General features: G+C 37.3%; 16 protein-coding genes. 14 read left to right on the top strand and 2 right to left on the bottom strand.

Annotation, left to right across the window (positions count from 1 at the left end; all coding sequences use genetic code 11):
- Positions 1-44 precede the first annotated feature (44 nt).
- The 5 genes from AC58NB_RS10425 (at position 45) to sdaAA (ending at position 4,347) form a co-directional block, all read left to right on the top strand.
- On the top strand, positions 45-572 hold the full coding sequence (locus tag AC58NB_RS10425) for a YceI family protein (RefSeq protein WP_497426763.1): 528 nt from the start codon (positions 45-47) through the stop codon (positions 570-572).
- A 139-nt stretch (positions 573-711) separates the two neighbouring features.
- Positions 712-1,695: a ring-cleaving dioxygenase gene (locus tag AC58NB_RS10420; protein ID WP_497426762.1), complete on the top strand. Its 984-nt coding sequence runs from the start codon at positions 712-714 to the stop codon at positions 1,693-1,695.
- Positions 1,696-2,022: 327 nt separating this feature from the next.
- Complete coding sequence (locus tag AC58NB_RS10415) at positions 2,023-2,694, top strand: helix-turn-helix transcriptional regulator (RefSeq protein WP_497426761.1); 672 nt, start codon at positions 2,023-2,025, stop codon at positions 2,692-2,694.
- A gap of 52 nt (positions 2,695-2,746) precedes the next feature.
- Positions 2,747-3,412, top strand: coding sequence for an L-serine ammonia-lyase, iron-sulfur-dependent subunit beta (sdaAB, locus tag AC58NB_RS10410; RefSeq protein WP_497426760.1), 666 nt, complete (start codon positions 2,747-2,749; stop codon positions 3,410-3,412).
- A gap of 29 nt (positions 3,413-3,441) precedes the next feature.
- Positions 3,442-4,347 carry an L-serine ammonia-lyase, iron-sulfur-dependent, subunit alpha gene (sdaAA, locus tag AC58NB_RS10405; RefSeq protein WP_497426759.1) on the top strand — a complete coding sequence of 302 codons (906 nt, stop codon included), beginning with the start codon at positions 3,442-3,444 and terminating at the stop codon, positions 4,345-4,347.
- Between the two features lie 148 nt (positions 4,348-4,495).
- Here sdaAA and AC58NB_RS10400 read toward each other — a convergent pair whose 3' ends face one another.
- Positions 4,496-5,728 (bottom strand): cytochrome P450, encoded by a 1,233-nt coding sequence (locus tag AC58NB_RS10400; protein WP_497426758.1) that lies wholly within the window; start codon positions 5,726-5,728, stop codon positions 4,496-4,498.
- A gap of 396 nt (positions 5,729-6,124) precedes the next feature.
- On the opposite strand from AC58NB_RS10400, the gene AC58NB_RS10395 reads away from it, so the two are divergent.
- From AC58NB_RS10395 to AC58NB_RS10370, 6 genes are all read left to right on the top strand, one after another.
- Complete coding sequence (locus AC58NB_RS10395; protein ID WP_497426757.1) at positions 6,125-7,315, top strand: YhgE/Pip domain-containing protein; 1,191 nt, start codon at positions 6,125-6,127, stop codon at positions 7,313-7,315.
- Between the two features lie 41 nt (positions 7,316-7,356).
- On the top strand, positions 7,357-7,896 hold the full coding sequence (locus AC58NB_RS10390) for a PadR family transcriptional regulator (RefSeq protein WP_497426756.1): 540 nt from the start codon (positions 7,357-7,359) through the stop codon (positions 7,894-7,896).
- 412 nt (positions 7,897-8,308) lie between these two features.
- Positions 8,309-9,958, top strand: coding sequence for a catalase (locus AC58NB_RS10385; protein WP_497426755.1), 1,650 nt, complete (start codon positions 8,309-8,311; stop codon positions 9,956-9,958).
- A 233-nt stretch (positions 9,959-10,191) separates the two neighbouring features.
- The gene (locus AC58NB_RS10380) at positions 10,192-11,697 is read left to right on the top strand and encodes a zinc ribbon domain-containing protein (protein ID WP_497426754.1); all 1,506 of its coding nucleotides are present in this window, start codon (positions 10,192-10,194) and stop codon (positions 11,695-11,697) included.
- Positions 11,694-13,019 (top strand): glycoside hydrolase family 3 protein, encoded by a 1,326-nt coding sequence (locus AC58NB_RS10375; protein WP_497426753.1) that lies wholly within the window; start codon positions 11,694-11,696, stop codon positions 13,017-13,019. The genes AC58NB_RS10380 and AC58NB_RS10375 overlap by 4 nt, the downstream gene beginning before the upstream one ends.
- A 195-nt stretch (positions 13,020-13,214) precedes the next feature.
- Positions 13,215-13,736 carry a CueP family metal-binding protein gene (locus tag AC58NB_RS10370; protein WP_497426752.1) on the top strand — a complete coding sequence of 174 codons (522 nt, stop codon included), beginning with the start codon at positions 13,215-13,217 and terminating at the stop codon, positions 13,734-13,736.
- A 160-nt stretch (positions 13,737-13,896) separates the two neighbouring features.
- Here the strand turns inward: AC58NB_RS10370 and AC58NB_RS10365 are convergent, their stop codons facing one another.
- Positions 13,897-15,165, bottom strand: a complete 1,269-nt coding sequence (locus AC58NB_RS10365) for a hypothetical protein (protein ID WP_497426751.1) — start codon at positions 15,163-15,165, stop codon at positions 13,897-13,899.
- 315 nt (positions 15,166-15,480) lie between these two features.
- Between AC58NB_RS10365 and AC58NB_RS10360 the strand changes: the two genes are divergently transcribed.
- The 3 genes from AC58NB_RS10360 (at position 15,481) to AC58NB_RS10350 (ending at position 18,980) form a co-directional block, all read left to right on the top strand.
- Entirely contained in the window at positions 15,481-16,662 is a 1,182-nt protein-coding gene (locus AC58NB_RS10360; RefSeq protein ID WP_497426750.1) for a M20 metallopeptidase family protein, read from the top strand.
- A gap of 441 nt (positions 16,663-17,103) precedes the next feature.
- Positions 17,104-18,753: a (2,3-dihydroxybenzoyl)adenylate synthase gene (locus AC58NB_RS10355; RefSeq protein ID WP_497426749.1), complete on the top strand. Its 1,650-nt coding sequence runs from the start codon at positions 17,104-17,106 to the stop codon at positions 18,751-18,753.
- Positions 18,750-18,980 carry a phosphopantetheine-binding protein gene (locus tag AC58NB_RS10350; protein ID WP_497426748.1) on the top strand — a complete coding sequence of 77 codons (231 nt, stop codon included), beginning with the start codon at positions 18,750-18,752 and terminating at the stop codon, positions 18,978-18,980. Before AC58NB_RS10355 ends, AC58NB_RS10350 begins: the two co-directional genes overlap by 4 nt.

Here is an 18,980-nt window from a genome sequence, read left to right as displayed (position 1 = left end):
AATAAAATCTTGAATTCAAGATAAAATATATTGGAGGAATAAAAATGGCTAAATGGACAGTAGATCAATCTCATTCATCAGTAGGATTTGCAGTGAAACATATGATGGTATCAAAGGTAAAAGGACAATTTGAATCTTACACAGCAGATATTGAAGCAGCAGATTTAACAGATCTGACAACAGCTAAGATTGCCTTTCAATTTGATACAGCGAGTATTAACACATATTCAGAGGATCGGGACGCCCACTTGAAATCTGCCGAGTTTTTTGATGTGGAAAAATATCCGGCCATAGAATTTAAATCTAAAAGCATAACCCGAGATGGGGATGACTATCAAGTAACAGGTGATTTAACTATAAAGGATGTAACAAAACTAGTAACATTTGATGTGGAATTTGGCGGTAAAGGGAAGAATCCTTGGGGCGTTGAAGTATACGGTTTCGAAGCAGAAGCAAAAATTAACCGTGAAGAATTCGGCCTTACTTGGAACACAGCACTTGAAACAGGTGGCGTATTAATAGGAAAAGACATTAAAATTCAGGTAGAATTAGAGATTAATCCGGCAGTATAAGTTTGAATAGACCCTTTTAGAGGAAATAAAAAATAGAGGCTAGATTTCTAGATGGGTAAATAGAAGAGTGGGAGCACTCTACTTTTTTGCTAAATATCTTGAATTCGAGATAAAAATCTAAGGAGGAAGGAAAATAAAATTGAACGAATTAAAAGGATTACATCATGTAACGGCAATTACGAGCAGCGCAGAAAAAATATATGAATTTTTTACAATAGTTTTGGGGATGCGGTTAGTGAAGAAAACGGTAAACCAGGATGATATTAAAACGTATCATTTATATTTCACAGATGATACCGGAGCTCCTGGGACAGATATGACTTTCTTTGATTTCCCTGGTATACCTAAAGGGTTTCATGGAACAAATGAAATTGCAAAAACTTCATTCCGAGTACCCAATGATGCAGCTCTTGAGTATTGGGTGAAAAGGCTTGATAAATATGATGTACACCATATGGGGATAAAAGAGCAATTTGGCAAAAAGACAGTGTCTTTTACAGATTTTGATGATCAACACTACCAACTTATCTCAGATGAGAACAATGTGGGGGTCGCATCGGGAACACCTTGGCAAAAGGGACCTGTTCCTTTGGAATACGCGATTACAGGATTGGGCCCTATATTTGTGCGTACTTCCTATTTCGATTATTTTAAACAACTACTGGAAGAGGTTTTATTGTTCAGAGAGATAGATAACAACGAATCTTATCATCTATTTGAAATGGGTGAAGGAGGGAATGGGGCACAGGTTATTATTGAGCACAATACAACGCTTCCTCAGGCACAACAAGGATTTGGCACCATCCATCATGTGGCATTTCGTGTGAAGGATCGCTCTGAGTTAGAAGATTGGCAAAGACGTTTGCAAAATAGTAAGATTCCAAACTCCGGTTATGTAGAACGTTACTATTTTGGTTCACTCTATTCAAAAGTAGCTCCGCATATTTTATTTGAGTTTGCTACGGACGGTCCTGGTTTTATGGAAGATGAACCGTATGAAACTCTTGGAGAAAAATTATCCTTGCCACCGTTTTTGGAAGAGAAGCGAAATGATATTGAAAGCATCGTACGTCCAATCGATACGGTTCGCAGTACAGTAAAGATTGAAAAAGAATACCTGTAATCGGTTCTTAGTAACTTCAAATAGAATTGTAACCATTAAGATTAAATGTTTTAACTGATATAAATAGTTTCCCACTGATAGAAGGCTAATCGGATACAACGATTGGTCTTTTTGGTGTTTTTACGTTTGAATACCAATCTAGCAAGGTGAATAACGGAGTGCTCAATAGTTATTCAAATTCTATTACAATATTTTTGTAACCATTACAATTTTATTTTAATTCCCCTAAATTTATGTTATGATATCCACGTTACCAAATAAATACATTTATGTTTGCTATTTATTTTTTAGAATAATTTGAAAACGTTTGCGTATGGGAGTGAGAGTATGAGGCAAGATCCAAATGCACCGATTTTTAATATGGCGATACGCACAGCAGATATGCTTGTGAAAATGTTTGGACCGCGCTGTGAAGTAGCGGTACATGATTTTGCGGATTTAAAAAAGTCGCTTGTTTATTTAGCTGGAAATGTTACAGGAAGAGAAATGGGCAGTCCAAGTACGGATTTGGTATTAAATGAATTGACAAAGCCTCTATCCACTATTGAAGATCTTCCAAACTATAAAACCAAATTGCCAAATGGGATTACAATGAAGTCCTCAACCATTTTTCTACGGGATGAAGGAGACAATGTAATTGGAGCACTTTGCATTAATTATGATATTACTATGATGATTCAATACGAAACAGAGATTCAGGATTTCATCTCATTTACCGAAACCGAAGAGAAATCCGAAACTTTTTATAATACCGTACAGGAAGTAATCCAAGATATGGTCGACCAAGTTTTAACTGGCTTTAATAAAGCGCCTTCGATGCTGAGTCTTGATGAAAAAATAGAATGTGTGCGTTTATTGCAGGAAAAAGGAGCATTCTTAATTAAAGGTTCCACTGATTATTTAGCATCGGTTTTAGGGGTGTCGAAGTTTACAATCTATAATTATCTGCAAAAAATAAGAACACAAATTGAGTATCAAATCGATTATCAAATGAAATAAAGCAAGTAAAGTTAATATCTAAAAAGTAAGTTGGAAAAAGGAGAAAAACATAATGAAGTATCGATCAGCATTTGATATAATTGGTCCGGTCATGATTGGACCATCGAGTTCACATACAGCAGGTGCTGCCAAGATTGGTCGGTCCGCCCGAACTATTTTTGGTAAACAACCAAAGAGAGCAATTATTTCATTGTACGGTTCTTTTGCAAAAACCTATAAAGGGCATGGAACTGATTTAGCCTTAATTGCTGGTCTATTGGATTTTGACACCTTTGATGAAAGAATACCTGATGCCTATAAATGGGCGGAACAAGCGGGAATGGAGGTTCAGTTCCTGGTAGAAGAGGCTGTTACCGAACACCCGAATACTGTAAAGATAAATCTGTTTGATGATGAAGATAAAAAGTTAGAATTGGTCGGTATCTCCATTGGTGGGGGAACGATTGAGATCATTGAAATAAATTCGTTTAAATTAAAACTGTCAGGCGGACAACCGGCTATACTCGTTATTCATAGGGACCAATTTGGACTGATATCCTCTGTCACGAGTGTATTAGCTAAATATGAGATCAATATCAGCCATATGGAGGTTTCTCGTAAAGAACGTGGAGACATCGCCATTATGGTAATTGAAATGGATCAAAAGCTGGGAGACGGAGTATTCGCTGAACTAAGTTCTCTGCCAAACGTAAACCAGATCATTCGTATGGAAAATTAAATACTGATATTTCAGGAGGAGTAAAAGATATGTTTCGAAATGTGGCTGAGCTTGTCGAGCTGGCACAATCCAACAATGTTAAAATTGCTGAAATCATGATTCGACAGGAAATGGTAGTATCTGAGCGATCAAGAGAAGACATTATCGCTCAAATGGATCAAAATCTGACTGTTATGGAACAGGCGGTAGAAAGAGGTCTTAACGGTGTTAAATCTCATTCTGGATTAACCGGAGGAGATGCCGTATTGCTACAAAACTATATTAATTCAGGTAAATCACTTTCCGGGCATTTATTATTAGATGCAGTCAGCAAAGCCGTGGCAACCAATGAAGTAAATGCGGCTATGGGTGTGATTTGTGCAACACCGACAGCAGGATCAGCTGGGGTCGTTCCCGGTACATTATTTGCCGTTAAAGAAAAGTTGAATCCGACGCGCATGGAAATGATTGAATTCTTATTTACGACAGCTGCTTTCGGATTTGTAGTAGCTAATAATGCATCGATTTCTGGTGCAGCCGGTGGTTGTCAGGCAGAAGTAGGTTCTGCCAGCGCAATGGCTGCAGCCGCTATTGTTGAAATGGCTGGCGGAACTCCGCAGCAATCTGCAGAAGCTTTTGCGATTACCATGAAAAATATGCTCGGTCTAGTTTGTGATCCGGTGGCAGGGTTGGTTGAAGTTCCATGCGTTAAACGAAATGCAATGGGGGCTTCCAATGCAATCACAGCTGCTGACATGGCATTGGCAGGAGTAACAAGTCGGATTCCATGTGATGAAGTAATCAGTGCGATGTATGAAATTGGAAAATCTATGCCATCTGCTTTACGTGAAACAGCAGAAGGCGGTCTTGCTGCAACTCCAACTGGACGAAGACTGGAAGAAGAAATCTTCGGTAAACCAAAAGCCAAGCTAGTAGATTATTTGTTAGCAAAATAATGATTCGTACCTGCTGGCAACCGTTAAATAAAGGATGGTCAGCAGGTACTTTTTGATAGGATTGTATTAACGATTCAGGTTATGAAAAGGGGAACAACAGATGCATCTGTTGTTCCCCTTTTTTGTTTTGTTATAAGTTTGTTTACTATTATTTATATCCCTTTAATGGTAGATAAGTTAACGATTGTCCAGTAGCTGAAGCAGTTAAATGGTCCTCCAGTTCGTATCCATCTACTGGTTCGATTCTAGAAAATTTTTGTACGAATGCTTCTAATGCCAGCTTCATTTCCAATCTGGCCAGAGGTGCTCCTAAGCAAAAGTGTGGGCCGCTTCCAAATGTTAAATGCTTTTTATTATTTGAGCGGCGAATGTCGATTGAAAAAGGGTTTTCAAATACATCTCCATCCATATTGCATGCACTCATCCAGGCAATAACGACATCGCCTTTTTTTAACGTATGTCCTAATAATTCATTATCCTGTTTAACGGTTCGGTCTCTTCTTGACATTTGAAATCGATATCGAAGCATTTCCTCAACGGTATTTGGAACTAATTCTATATGATTACGCAAATCTCCATATATGGACTCATCATCATAAAGCAAAGAATAAAATGTATTGGCAATCGCATGACTTGTTGTTTCAACTCCTGCACCTAAAAGAAGCATAGTGGCCTCTACAATTTCCTCATTTGATAATGTTTCACCATCCACTTCAGCCTGAATCAAGTCAGATATAATATCATCTGAAAGGCTTTTACGCTTTTGGACGACAACGGGGTAGAGAAATTGAAAGTATTCTTGTGCTGCCCTTTGCTTTTCAAGCTCAATATCATCCAATCTTTCCTTGTCATAAGGCTGGAAAAGAATATCCACCCATTTTTTAAATTGGTGTCGATCCTGGACAGGTACTCCAAATAAATCAGCTATAACCAAGCTGGGTAAGGGAGCGGCCAACGATTCAACGATATCGATAGTGGTATCTTCTTGAATGCTTTCTACCAATTCTGTAGCAATTTGTTGAATACGAGGTTCCCAATTCTTCAGACTTCGGGGAGTGAACGCTGCTGCCAATAAGGAGCGAATTTTCCTGTGATCGGGAGGGTCCACCATTGTAAGATTTGAAAGAGATGAAGGCTTTTGTTCTTTGTGACTGGCTCCCACAAAGATGGTTGTCCGTTCGCCTTCACTTGAAAAGTACTCATAATTGCTTAATACCTGTTTTACGTCCTCATATTTAAATACATTCCATGTATTTGTTTTTTCATGATAATAAACAGGATGCTTTTCTAGCATTTCTTTGTACCAACCAACAGGAAAAAATTCCTCCGAACGCGATTGGAACTCAGTGATCTCTTTAATAGGAATGATTTCTTTATTCATAAACTTCCATCCTCCTTCAAAATAGGTAACAAGAAAAACTTTGTAGTCGAAATCACGTTTAAAGAAAAATCGACTAAACAGGCGAAAAAGGTTCTGTTCCTATACAAGTTACTTTAATTAGAGTGTTTTTAACAGAGTAAAAAGTTATACTTTTGTCTGTTCCAAATTAGTGAAGAAAAATAGTAGTAGGTCATGATAACTACAAAGAATAGCTATATTTTTAGAAATTAAGAAGAATCATACATGCGGCCTATTAGGTTTACAAAGATAGAAATATGTATTTATATGTTGACTTTGCCAAAAGAATCCATTAAGCTATAAAAATACTTTAAATTAATTACTCTAATTAAAGTAGTTTATTTAAAGTTCATTTTTACATAAGAGAGGATACAATACATGAAATTTACTCAATTCTTAAAAAACAAAGGTGCCATCGCCGCCATATTTATGGGGATATTCTATTCTATCGCAATGTTAGGCATTTTCTTGCCTGGATATACAGCAATAACAGGAAATATCGATAAATTACCAATTGCCATTGTTAATGACGATGCAGGGGAACAAGGGGCAAAAATTGCCGATCAATTAAAAGGCAGTTTACCGTTTAAGGAGATTGCAACTGATTTAACGAATAAAGAAGCTTTAAAAGAGTTAGAGAAAAATGATTTAGCTTTAGTTGTTCATATTCCTGCAACATTCTCTGAGGATATACAAAAAGGACAAACATCATCAAGTATAGACTTTACAATGAATGAAGCAGGAGCGACAGTTGTATCCTCCAGTATGAATTCAATTGTGACACAAATTAACAACCAGATAAGCACACAATTTTCCGAGCAAACTGCTCAGGGTGTTTTAATGAATTTAAACGTACCGGAGAAACAAGCCGCTGAATTAGCGAATCAGATTGAAACGAAATATGTAGGTAATGTTGTTACGATTAACGATGTTCCAGATGGGATGCACCATACGATGCTGCCTATGTTCCTGACTATGGCTGGGTATGTTGGAGCGATGATTGGAGCAATGCAATTAGTTGGTGCTTTTAAAGCAAATCGTGGAAAAGCAAGTAAAACAAGACTATTTGTGTATGTACAATTAACTGCCTTATTAATTGCCGTTGTTTCAGCATTGCTTGCCACAGGCGTTGCCTATTTAGTTAATGAGCCAAGTGGTAGCTTATTCTTAGGTATAGCTGGCCAGCAAATATTAAATTATATGGTCTGTTTCAACTTTACCGCGATTTTAATCTTCTTAGTCGGTGAGGGCGGTATGATTTTAAACTTACCAATCTTATTAATGCAAACAATCGCAAATGGCGCGACCATATCCCGAGATATGATGCATGTACCATATGAATGGATGAGTTATATTTCACCAATGTATTACTCCGTGCAAGCATACTTTGCGAACCTTTATGGCAGCATTAGTCCAGCGCCATATATTTGGTCAATGGTGGCAGTGGGTGCGGGTGCTATGATTATTAACATTTTAATTGTCGCATTCATCCACAAAGCGGTACCAATAGAGAAAAAAGAAACAATTACTGAAACTGAATATGAAAAGACTGCTGAAATATTTGCTTGATTTTGTTAAAATAAGGGTAATTATGCTGAAGGAGCTTACAAATGGCTATCCAAATCTTTATATTAAGCAAACTAATGGAGGATAATAATTATCCTTATAAATTAAAAAAGCAGATTTCAGAGCCTATACCATTGGATCAATTAGGTGGAATGACAGAAAGCAAACTTTATTATCATTTTGAATCATTGGTCAAACAGGGATTGGTCGAACAAATTGAAATAATAAAGGAAGAACATCGTCCAGATAAACAAGTCTTTGCGATTACGGATAAAGGACGCGAAGAACTTCCTAAAAAAATATACAAACTGTTAGAAAATGCTAATGAAATAAGTGATATGGTGATAGGCATAGCCAATATCAAATATGTCGATCGTGATCGAGTTATTAATATACTTCAAAAGAAATCAGAATGTATTCGTACTCAATGGACGAATCTTAAAGATTTTAAAAAGAAGGTTGAAGTAGATGAAGAAAACGAGAATCTTATAGAGTTTATAGGGGAATATGTGACCGCTAAAGTAGATCATACTGTCTACTGGATCGAGGAGTTAATCAAACAGATCCAGCAGGGTAAAATTTAATTAGATAACTTCAAAAATAGTCTCTCTATGAGTTAACTAAAAAGAATTAAAAACTTATCATGCACTTCAATTGTTATCACTAATAATTGAAGTGCATTTTTATTTGTCTACTATTTTTTTGTGAGTTGGTTCTCAATTAGAATAGAGAAAAGTGAGAACTATAAAGCCAATAACGCAAATTTGATCGTTGTTGTTAGTTATATTCCTGAGAAAATTTCACAAAATTTTCTTTAAAAATAGGTTTAAAATTTAGAAATACCATATCATTTGCAATATTTTTAAATGATATTTATAGTAATAAATAGATAGATTGTAATAATTATCGATTGAAATTAATTCCAAAAGAATTATATCCTTTAATCTGTATTTTCAAGGTTATTAAGGAAAACGAATAATGAGGAGGGTTTTCATAATGGCAGAGAACAAAGATCAGAATGGTTCAAACAAAGAAGAAATGAAACGCGAGACTTTGACAACTCGTCAGGGCCATCCAGTAACGGATAATCAAAATGTCCGCACAGTTGGAAATCGTGGTCCGACTACACTTGAGAACTATCACTTTATTGAAAAGATTTCTCACTTTGACCGTGAGGAAGTGCCTGAGCGTGTCGTTCATGCTCGTGGTGCAGGAGCATTTGGATATTTCGAAACATATGGAAAAGTTGGCGATGAGCCAGTAGAAAAATATACTCGCGCAAAAGTATTTTCCGGAGCTGGAAAACGGACCCCATTATTAGTTCGTTTCTCTACAGTAGCAGGATCGAAGGACTCTCCTGAAACAGCTCGTGATCCACGTGGTTTTGCTGTAAAAATGTACACAGAAGACGGAAACTGGGATTTGGTTGGGAACAACCTCAAAATTTTCTTTATCCGTGATGCAATGAAATTCCCGGATATGATCCATGCTTTTAAAGTGGATCCAGCATCTAACGTAGCAGATCCAAGAAGGATGTTTGATTTCGTTTCCCGTACACCAGAAGCAACCCATATGATTACATTCTTATTCTCTCCATGGGGTATTCCAGCTACATACCGCCACATGCAGGGATCAGGGGTAAACACATATAAATGGGTAAATGATAAAGGCGAGGCAGTGCTAGTAAAATATCACTGGGAGCCTAAACAAGGTATCCGCAACTTGACTCAGGAAGATGCAGATGCTATCCAAGCTAAAACAACTGCTCATGCAACACAAGATTTATATGAATCAATTGAACGCGGAGAATATCCTGAATGGGAGCTATATGTACAAATCATGGAGGATGACTATCATCCAGAACTTGATTTTGATCCGCTTGATGATACAAAACTATGGCCAGAGGACAAGTTCCCTTGGTTACCGGTTGGTAAAATGGTATTAGATCGTAATCCGGTCGATTATCATGCTGAAATTGAACAAGCTGCTTTCGGTACTGGAGTTCTTGTTGATGGTATGGACTTCTCTGACGATAAAATGCTGCAAGGACGTACGTTCTCTTACTCTGATACACAGCGTTATCGTGTAGGACCTAACTATCTTAAATTACCAGTAAACGCGCCGAAAGTTCCTGTTCGCACTAATCAGCATCGCGGTCAAATGGACACTCGTGATCCAAGAGAATCTGGAGACAATCCACATATTAATTATGAGCCATCTATGGTTGGCGGATTCCAGGAAGCAAGCAAGGAAGAGCGCCCACAACACCGTCCAACTTATAATGCTGCCGTAATGAGTGAGCCAATTGATCGTCCTAACAACTTTGGTCAAGCTGGTGAGACATATCGCAGCTTTGAAGATTGGGAACGCGATGAATTGATTAAAAACCTTTCTAATGCACTTGCGATTTGTGATAAACGAATTCAAGACGCTATGGTTGAACACTTCACTTTAGCTGATGAAGAGTATGGACGCCGTGTAAGAGAAGGCATCGATATGAAGATGAAAGAATTAGCAGAAATGAAAGAAGAATCTACAGTACCAGGTCGTGAAGCAGGTAAAACAAGATTTGGTCAAGGTACTTCTGCAGCAATGGAAGCAACAAAAGATGCTGTGAAGAAAAGCCATGAGGCTGATCCTTATTAATAGATAGAATAGATAAAAAGGGCTGCCAGTCAATGTAATTTGATTGGCAGCTTTTTTTGTGTTCTCTTCTTTATTGAACCTTCCTTCACATCTTATTTTCCTCTTAACAATCGTTTTTTATTTCAAACTATAATTATTTTAATATATTAAAAATGTTTATCTATCTACTTCTGGAAGGTATAATATGAGTTGAAAAAATATTTTGAAATTACAAACAAGGAAGTGATAGAAAAATGCGCTATTGTAAGAATTGTGGGGCTGAATTGAAAGATGAAGCTCATTTTTGCAGAGAGTGCGGAAATCCAGTTACAAGGTCTGGCACTGTTTCTAAACCTGTTGAAAAAGAAACGGTTACAACTTCGACTATTACAGAACCTGCCGAAAGAGACACGCGTAATTCTCATGGTAGAAGTAAGCGAACAAACCTTAAATGGATAATTGCTTTGATTGCTTTTATACTACTGGCTGGTACTTATTATTATTTTGATAAAATATATTATTCTCCTGATAAGGTATTTGAGGGCTTTACCAATGCGATAGATGCCAAAGATATTCATAAGGTTAAAACGTATATTAATGATGGACAGCGGGAGATGAAAGCAACAGACAAGCAAACTGAAACATTCATTAACTATCTACATAATAATCCAAAAGTATACTCAGACTTATATACAAACCTCCATTCAGAAGCTAATTATTATAAAAACAAAGTGACTTCTTCCGAAAAATCATCTGAATTAAGCGCAATTGCTAATCTTAAAGAAAATGGGAAGAAATGGGGAATTTTCAATCATTATGTGATTGAAGTTAAGCCTTACTATGTGAATGTAATCTCAGACTATGAAAATACGACTATTGAAGTGGATGAAGAAGAGATTGGAGCTGTAACTGAAGATCAAGAAAAAACATTTGGTCCATTTTTACCAGGTGAACATACAATAAAGGCCACTATTAATGGGGACTATGGCAAAGTATCACAGAGTATGGCATTTAGTGATTCCAGTTTAGAAGATCGTACAACATCCGTGAAGTTGAATTGGTCTGATTATTTCTTCACGATCTATACAAATGAAGAGGATGCGACTCTATTTGTAAATGGAAAGAGTACTAAAAAGACTCTTGAAGATTTAGACCTTTTAGGCCCTGTTGCACTGGATGGATCGGTTAAAGTACATGCTGAAATGAAATCAGGAAAGAAAACGATCAAATCAGATACAGTCACTATCAAAGACGGAATATATGGTGTTGAACTTTATTTTGAAGAAGAAGATTTATATGCTCCTGAGGAATATCTAGAAGATAATGAAACAAGTGCTGAGGAAGACGATGCAGAAGATAACAAAAAAAGTACTGAGGAAGAATCCGATAAAGTAGACGAAAAGGCGGAAGCTTCCCAAATAGAAAGTGTTATCTATGCTCATTATCAAAATATTACTAATGATAATTTCGAAGCGGCCTATAACTTATTTTCCTCTGAAAAACGTAGTGAGCTATCCCTAAGTGATTGGTCAAAAGGATTGAAAGCTAATCAGGCAGATCAAGTAAATGTTTTAAATGTAACAGAAGTGAATTCCGACACAGCCGTAGCATATGTCGAGATGACCTCTTACGATAATAATGAAGATGGCACAATTTTAGTTCAAGAGTGGGGAGGGGACTGGTATTTAGTGAAGGAAAATGGAAATTGGTGTTTAAGCAAAGCAAAACTTTCCAAGCTAAGTGCCAAAACAGAATCATGAAACAGCCAAAGAAGAACCACAATGTATTAAAGAGATTTCTTTTGAGTTTGATAGCTGTTTTATTAGTTGGAGGAGTCATTTACGCCGCGTATCATACAATGATAGAAAAGGATCATGAAACAGCAAATCAAGGTAAATTAAATCAGCAAAATAAAACAGAAAAAAATAGTCATTACGTTTCAGAAAATAGCAGTGAACAAAATAAGAAAGATGAGACAAAGTTTGTGAGCTATTATCAAGATTCCGGATCTATTGATGAAAAGGTTTCGTCCATGGTCGAAAATATGACTCTTGAAGAAAAGATTGGGCAACTGATGGTAGTGGGATTTCAATCAACTGATCCAGATGAACATATTGAGAAAATGATTAAGGATTATCATGTAGGTGGGGTTATCCTTTTCGATCGGAATATGGATACCCCTTCACAGGTAGCTGAGTTAACGAATCAATTACAGGATATGGCATATGCAACGAACCTTCAAATTCCGTTAACTTTCAGTGTAGACCAAGAGGGCGGATCTATTGTTAGAATGAGAGAATCATTTTCTACGCTTCCTTCTCAGCAGGTACTTGGGAAAAAGGGAGATGCAGAAGAAATTAGGAATGTAGCGGTTCGTACAGGTGAACAGCTAGCAGCGATGGGCTTTACCATCAATTTTGCTCCGGTTCTCGATTTATCTGAAACGGATAGCCGTTCATTTGGTCTGGATCCTCAATTAACTGGAGAGTATGGAAGTGAAGTGATTAGAGGTTTAGTAGAGGGCGGTGTCACTGCAACAGTGAAGCATTTCCCAGGTAATGGACGCAGTAGTGTGGATCCGCATGAAGACACTTCTTCTGTCGAAGTTAATCAAGTAGAATTAGAGAATAGTGATATCTATCCGTTCAAGAAAGTGATTGAAGAATTAAATCATGATAATTTTTTTGTCATGGTCACTCATATTAAATATCCGGCTTATGATAAGGAAAATCCGGCAAGTATATCGTCTATTATTATGCAGGATTTGTTGCGCGAAAGATTAGGATATACGGGAATAGTTGTAACGGATGATTTGGAAATGGGGGCAGTGAATAAATATTTTACATATGAAGATTTAGGCTGTCAGGCCGTTGCATCAGGTGCGGATATGCTGCTCGTTTGCCATACGGAAGAAAACCAAAAGAAAGTATTTAATGGAATCTTGAATGGCGTACAATCTGGTAAGATTTCGGAAGAGAGAATTGACGAGGCAGTTCAACGTATTCTAACACATAAATATCAACATATAACGGATATCAAGGTAAATGCTAATGAAGCGGCAGAGCTAGTTGGAGATAAATGAAAGATGGGAAGGTACTAGTATGATCTTAGTACCTTCCCTGTTTTAATATTTGACCTCATAGACTACTGATACTGAGTATCTATGACTACCCTTTTCTAACCCTTAATTGTCTCTAAATGTTAACAATTACGGAAATATAAATCTCTCTTTATGTTAAAATATTCCTGTATAGATACTGCGCAGGAGTTGAAAAAGATGAGGAAAATTGTAATTGGAATGATTGGTTTATGGTCCATTTCTTTGTTGATGGGATGTAATTCAGAGGAGCAAAGTAAAAAAGAAACACAGGATCTAAGCAAAATGGTTCAAGAATATAGTGCAGGTAGTTTTGAAGATGTTTCTGCTTCCATAACATCAGACGAGCTTATCGTCAAAGATAATAAGGATAAGGAGACGTCGTATGATCTTTCTGAAGAAGAATTCTTTGTTTCCATTGCACCCTATGTGAAAAATACGCATTCATGTGAAATCCATAGTTTAACAGGCTGCCAGGGTGAACTGGCTAATAAAGATTTTGATGTAACTATTCAGGATGAAGATGGTCAGGTAATTATGGATAAGACTATGACATCATTGGAAAATGGCTTTATAGACATATGGTTGCCACGTGATCAGACTTTTCATGTGAAAATAATATACGGTGAAAAAACAGCGGAAGCTAACATTTCTACCTTTAAAGGCGACAATACATGTATCACAACGATGCAATTAATTTAGTTGCTATATTTGGCTGCCTTTCTGTTTGATTCGATGCTAGGTTAAACTACGAGAAGAATGATTTGAAAAAAGACGAATCGTTGAAGATCAAAGATATCTTTAACGATTCGTCTTTTTTATTCGTTCGATTTTAGAGAGAAGCTAAGCCTACAAGTTTCATTTACAAATCGTCTAGCAGAATAATCTCCCCATTTGATGCACGTATTCCATAATGACAATCTAATAGGCCGCATAATCTATATTTTTTTTGCTGAGGATCGAAGACATAACGTGGAGTTAGCTCAAAATGATCTTTTATTCTTTGATAAGCTTCCTGTTTATTAATAGTGACTTTTTCAGATGAAGGTAATTGGCCAAAGTGATCAATCAATGGTTTGTTATCAATAAAGTTAATAGCTTGAAGACTCTTTGCATCGATGATAATCGTAAGTTTTCTCTGAAAAATACTAGTGTCTTCTTCTTGATTTAATCGTAATAAAGCATGCATATATCCTTCCTCACGCATCAAAGTTTTAAGTACCCATCTGCCTGTATCATCTGAATACTTCCGACGCATAAAATCAATGACTGTCTCTAAACACTTTTCTCTCTCAGCTTCAGTTATTGGGAATGAATCAGGACTAGGCTCATATGATAAAGCTTGTTCAATTGTTACTTCCCAATCTAAATTAATTTCTTTTCTATTAAATGGTTTATGTATCGGGTCATCCCAGTCTATCGTTTTATTTATATTCAAGGTCCCTCTATCTGTAGTAAACTCATTTGGAATGGTAGACAAACCATCATTCGTTATATAAATTTCATCTATCCCATATATAGGAATGAGTTTCTCATCTTTAGATGATGGGAATTTAACCAATTTTAATTGCTCCCACGCCAGGGATTCTATTTTCTCTGAAGAAAGGGTGTATGCCTCTCTCTTTATTCGTTCTTGAGGAGGGAAAAAGCCATGTTTAGAAAATAGAATCAGATTACCGCTTTCGTCTACATTCACTTCGATATAACCAGAAGGAGAAACAGGTATCCCATTCAGGCCAGCTTTAAAGTGAAAATCTCCACGTTCTTCCTTATGCAGGTGAAACTGCTCTCCATATATTAATCCTGTTTCGTGTTTAATCCATTTTACGATGGTTTCTGTATTAACGTCAGCAAATCTGATCCCATTTGCGAAAGATATACCACCCACAAACATAATACGTTCATATTTTTGGCTATTCATATTAAAGTCAATAACCGCTGTCCCTTCAGGATTAAGATCTTCATCCTCTTGTTCCGTTACCTGATTGGGAAACCATTCCATACACAGCGTATACTCAGTTTTATTTAAAATGTTCAATTTTCGAGAGAATGAATATCTTTCTAGATAATAGTGATCCAACCCATACCGTAGCTTTGTAGAATCAATGATATCTTTTATGAACGAATGCATATCCCACTACCTTTCTTTTAGAAAACAGAATAGTTCAGAGATTACCGATTACCTTAATTATACAGGTAATGATCGGTTAGTGTTTTTATAGGGGATTTTGAAAGTAAAACGAATAGGAAGCTAATGTAGATTGGTATGTTCAGACCCTTATACCTGCATAGATAGCTTTAATTTTTATTAATTCACATAAATCATAGATAATTAATCGGAATTAATTGTTGACGCAATGTTTAGGTGAACTGTAAAATTATGTTTAATAATTAAGATGATAAAAATACTCGGAATTAAAATTTGGGCAGGTATTGAGGTGTAAAGATGCCAGAAAGATATTATGAAGAACTAAAAATAAACTTTGAGGAAATGGTTTCATGGAGGAGATATTTACATCAACATCCCGAATTATCATTTCAAGAATCCAATACGGCTAAGTTCATTGCAGATAAGCTGCGCAGCTTTGGAATCAACGTGAAGGAAAAGGTAGGAGGGAATGGGGTAGTTGGTGTCATTGAGGGGAGTCAACCCGGGAAAACAATTGCCTTCCGAGCTGATTTTGATGCTTTACCTATTCATGATGAAAAAAGTGTTGAGTATAGATCAAGGATGGAGGGAGTCATGCATGCTTGTGGACACGATGGGCATACTTCGGCTTTACTGGCGGTTGCAAGAGTTTTAATTCATCATCGTAATCAATTAAAGGGGAAAGTAGTTTTCCTATTTCAACATGCGGAGGAGAAGCCTCCAGGCGGAGCAAAATTTATGATTGAGGATGGCGCTTTGGATGGAGTAGATCTTGTCTTCGGTGGTCATCTTGCGACAGAGTTGCCAATCGGAAAGATTGCTACAAAATCAGGGCCGATCATGGCATCTGTTGATGCGTTTAAAATTACTTTGCAGGGAAGAGGCGGACATGGAGCGCGACCACATCAAACTATTGATGCGGTGGCAAATGGAAGCAGATTAGTTACTCATCTGCAACAAATAGTCAGTCGACGGATTAATCCGATTGAACCGGCTGTCGTCACGGTGGGGAGCTTTCATGCTGGGAACGCCTTTAATATTATCGCGGATTCTGCCGTTTTGGAAGGAACCGTCCGTGCGATGAATTCCGAGGTTCGTAAACAAATTGAAACAGAGATACGTGCCATTCTCGAAGGGATGACAGTGGCTGACGAAATAGAATATTCATTAGATTACACGCACGGTTATCCCGTCTTAGTCAATCATAAGGAGGAAGCTTTATTAATCGAAAAGATTGTAAAAGAAACGCTTTCTGAAGATGCTTTTGTTGAAAAAGAAATTTCCCTTGGGGCAGAGGATTTTGCTTATTACCTGGAACAGCGACCGGGAGCGTTTTTTTATGTTGGGGCATCTAATGAAAAAACAGAAACACAGTTCCCACACCATCATCCACGATTTGATTTTGATGAACAGGCACTACTGCAATTAGGACGGGTATTTTTACAAGTAGCCAATCATTATCTAGGTATAGATAAATAGAAGGGGGAGAGGCTCGTGTTTCAATTTGATCATCTTGTTCATTTTGTTACTAGTCCGATATTAGGCCATCCCATATATTAATAGGTTGAGAACAAAATGGTTGGATAAGTGAGGAGTCAAAAGGCTCCTCACTTTATTTTGTTTGGGGATTTTTTAAAGAAATAATTATAGAAAAATAGTATTTGTTTGATTATGTATTGATAAGTATAACAACCTATTTTGTACCAAATAAATATCTATCTTTTCGTCTAGTTCGTGCATTTATAAAGGACTAAAGTTTAATCTGCTTTAGTCCATTTTTTTACTTCTCTAGTTATAAAGTTACAAAAATAGGAATAATTATTGACCGCTTTCAAGAACAGGAGTAGCATAGAAAGTCAATGAGAGTGATAATCATTCTCAGTAAAGTGGAGTCGATGTTACTATGCCAGGAGGGATTGTATGTTAGATGGATTTACACCTTGGCCAGATGAAAGGGTTGAGTTTTATAGACAAACAGGGTGCTGGAAGGGTTTGACGTTTGGACAGATGCTAAAACAGCGAAGTAAACAATTCGCTCAATATATTGCTGTTGTAGATGACGAGACCGAGACAACCTATCAGGAACTGAATGAACGAGTGAACCAACTGGCGGCTGGCTTGCAGCGTTTAGGAATTGTTCAAGGAGATCGGGTGGTTGTCCAACTGCCGAACATCACTCCATATGTGGAAGTAGTTTTTGCTTTATTTACTATAGGTGCATTGCCTGTTTTTGCACTTCCATCTCATCGCTATAACGAGATCAACTATTTCTGTGAGTTTTCAGAAGCAAAGGCCTATATCGTAATGGATACTTTCACTGGGTTTGATTACCGCAAATTAGCGCGTCAAGTACAAAAGGAAGCATCATCATTATCACATGTGATCGTTGTCGGTAAGGAACAAGAATTCATCAATTATTCATCCCTTTTTATTGCTGAACCGTTTGAAGAAGTGAATATCCTAGGCAGCGATGTTGCTTTCTTGCAGTTATCTGGCGGAAGTACGGGTTTATCGAAACTGATACCTCGTACACATGATGAATATATGTACACGATTGAACGGAGTATTGAATGCTGTAACGTAACAGAGAAAACTGTTTTTCTTGTTGTGTTGCCTGTTTCACATAATTATCCTATGAGTTCTCCCGGAATACTGGGAACATTATATGCCGGCGGAAAAATTGTATTAAGTTTGACCCCAAGTCCAGATGAAGCTTTTCCGTTAATTGAGAAGCATCGCGTGACAATGGTTCCGCTTGTTCCGCCAATTGCTTTGCACTGGCTTGACGTTAAGCCAAATCGAAAAGAGGACTTAACAAGCCTTGAGGTTATATTGGTCGGCGGATCGAAATTCAGCTCAGAAGCCGCAAAACGAATGGAACCCACTTTTAACTGTACGCTTCAGCAAGTGTTTGGTATGGCGGAAGGATTAGTCAATTATACTCGCTTAAATGATCCATATGAGACGAGAATACATACACAAGGGTGCCCAATGTCCCCGTATGATGAAATCAAAGTAGTTGATGATGAAGATAAGGAAGTACCTGTAGGTCAGCCGGGTCACCTGCTCACACGAGGTCCTTATACTATCCAGGGATACTACAAAGCACCTGAGCATAATACCAAAGCTTTTACAAAAGACGGATACTATAGGACCGGAGACATCGTGTCTGTAGACAAAGATGGATACATCACGGTAGAAGGTCGCGATAAAGATCAAATTAATCGTGGCGGAGAAAAGATTGCTGCTGAAGAGGTTGAAAATCATTTGCTTGCACACGACACAGTCCATGATGCTGCCATAGTGGCTAAGCCGGACTATTATATGGGAGAAAAAAGCTGTGCATTCATCATCTTGCGAGATGGATATGAGGCAACGAAAAGAGAACTGAAAAGATTTCTAAAAGATCGTGGATTGGCTACATATAAAATACCGGATGAGTTTCTTTTTGTTGATCGTTTCCCGATGACACATTTAGGAAAAGTATCAAAAAAAGATTTGCGTGAGCAACTCGTAAAAAACCAACAGCTAATAGAAGAAAAAGCTAAGAGAAATGAGGAGTCACGATGACAAAAGAAGAATTGTATGCAATCATTTTGCCTTATTTGGATGAGGATATGACAGATATAGAGAATGATGAGGATTTAACCGATGCTGGACTCGATTCAATTGCTTTCATGTCAATTACGGAGGATCTTCGTTCACAACAGATTATAGTCACTTTCATGGAATTAGCCGAAGAGCCAACAATGGAAGCGTGGCTTCGCATTATTCAAAGAAAAATAACGGTTCAGTAA

The organism is Pradoshia sp. TA40_28 (assembly GCF_059694525.1).
Note: the sequence above shows the minus strand (reverse complement) of the source record. Positions and strands in the feature narration are given on the sequence as shown.

Coding starts and splice junctions, on each gene's coding strand:
- AC58NB_RS10425 (WP_497426763.1), top strand. CDS start 45: ATGGCTAAATGGACAGTAGATCAATCTCATTCATCAGTAGGATTTGCA.
- AC58NB_RS10415 (WP_497426761.1), top strand. CDS start 2,023: ATGAGGCAAGATCCAAATGCACCGATTTTTAATATGGCGATACGCACA.
- sdaAB (WP_497426760.1), top strand. CDS start 2,747: ATGAAGTATCGATCAGCATTTGATATAATTGGTCCGGTCATGATTGGA.
- sdaAA (WP_497426759.1), top strand. CDS start 3,442: ATGTTTCGAAATGTGGCTGAGCTTGTCGAGCTGGCACAATCCAACAAT.
- AC58NB_RS10400 (WP_497426758.1), bottom strand. CDS start 5,728: ATGAATAAAGAAATCATTCCTATTAAAGAGATCACTGAGTTCCAATCG.
- AC58NB_RS10395 (WP_497426757.1), top strand. CDS start 6,125: ATGAAATTTACTCAATTCTTAAAAAACAAAGGTGCCATCGCCGCCATA.
- AC58NB_RS10390 (WP_497426756.1), top strand. CDS start 7,357: ATGGCTATCCAAATCTTTATATTAAGCAAACTAATGGAGGATAATAAT.
- AC58NB_RS10385 (WP_497426755.1), top strand. CDS start 8,309: ATGGCAGAGAACAAAGATCAGAATGGTTCAAACAAAGAAGAAATGAAA.
- AC58NB_RS10380 (WP_497426754.1), top strand. CDS start 10,192: ATGCGCTATTGTAAGAATTGTGGGGCTGAATTGAAAGATGAAGCTCAT.
- AC58NB_RS10375 (WP_497426753.1), top strand. CDS start 11,694: ATGAAACAGCCAAAGAAGAACCACAATGTATTAAAGAGATTTCTTTTG.
- AC58NB_RS10370 (WP_497426752.1), top strand. CDS start 13,215: ATGAGGAAAATTGTAATTGGAATGATTGGTTTATGGTCCATTTCTTTG.
- AC58NB_RS10365 (WP_497426751.1), bottom strand. CDS start 15,165: ATGCATTCGTTCATAAAAGATATCATTGATTCTACAAAGCTACGGTAT.
- AC58NB_RS10360 (WP_497426750.1), top strand. CDS start 15,481: ATGCCAGAAAGATATTATGAAGAACTAAAAATAAACTTTGAGGAAATG.
- AC58NB_RS10355 (WP_497426749.1), top strand. CDS start 17,104: ATGTTAGATGGATTTACACCTTGGCCAGATGAAAGGGTTGAGTTTTAT.
- AC58NB_RS10350 (WP_497426748.1), top strand. CDS start 18,750: ATGACAAAAGAAGAATTGTATGCAATCATTTTGCCTTATTTGGATGAG.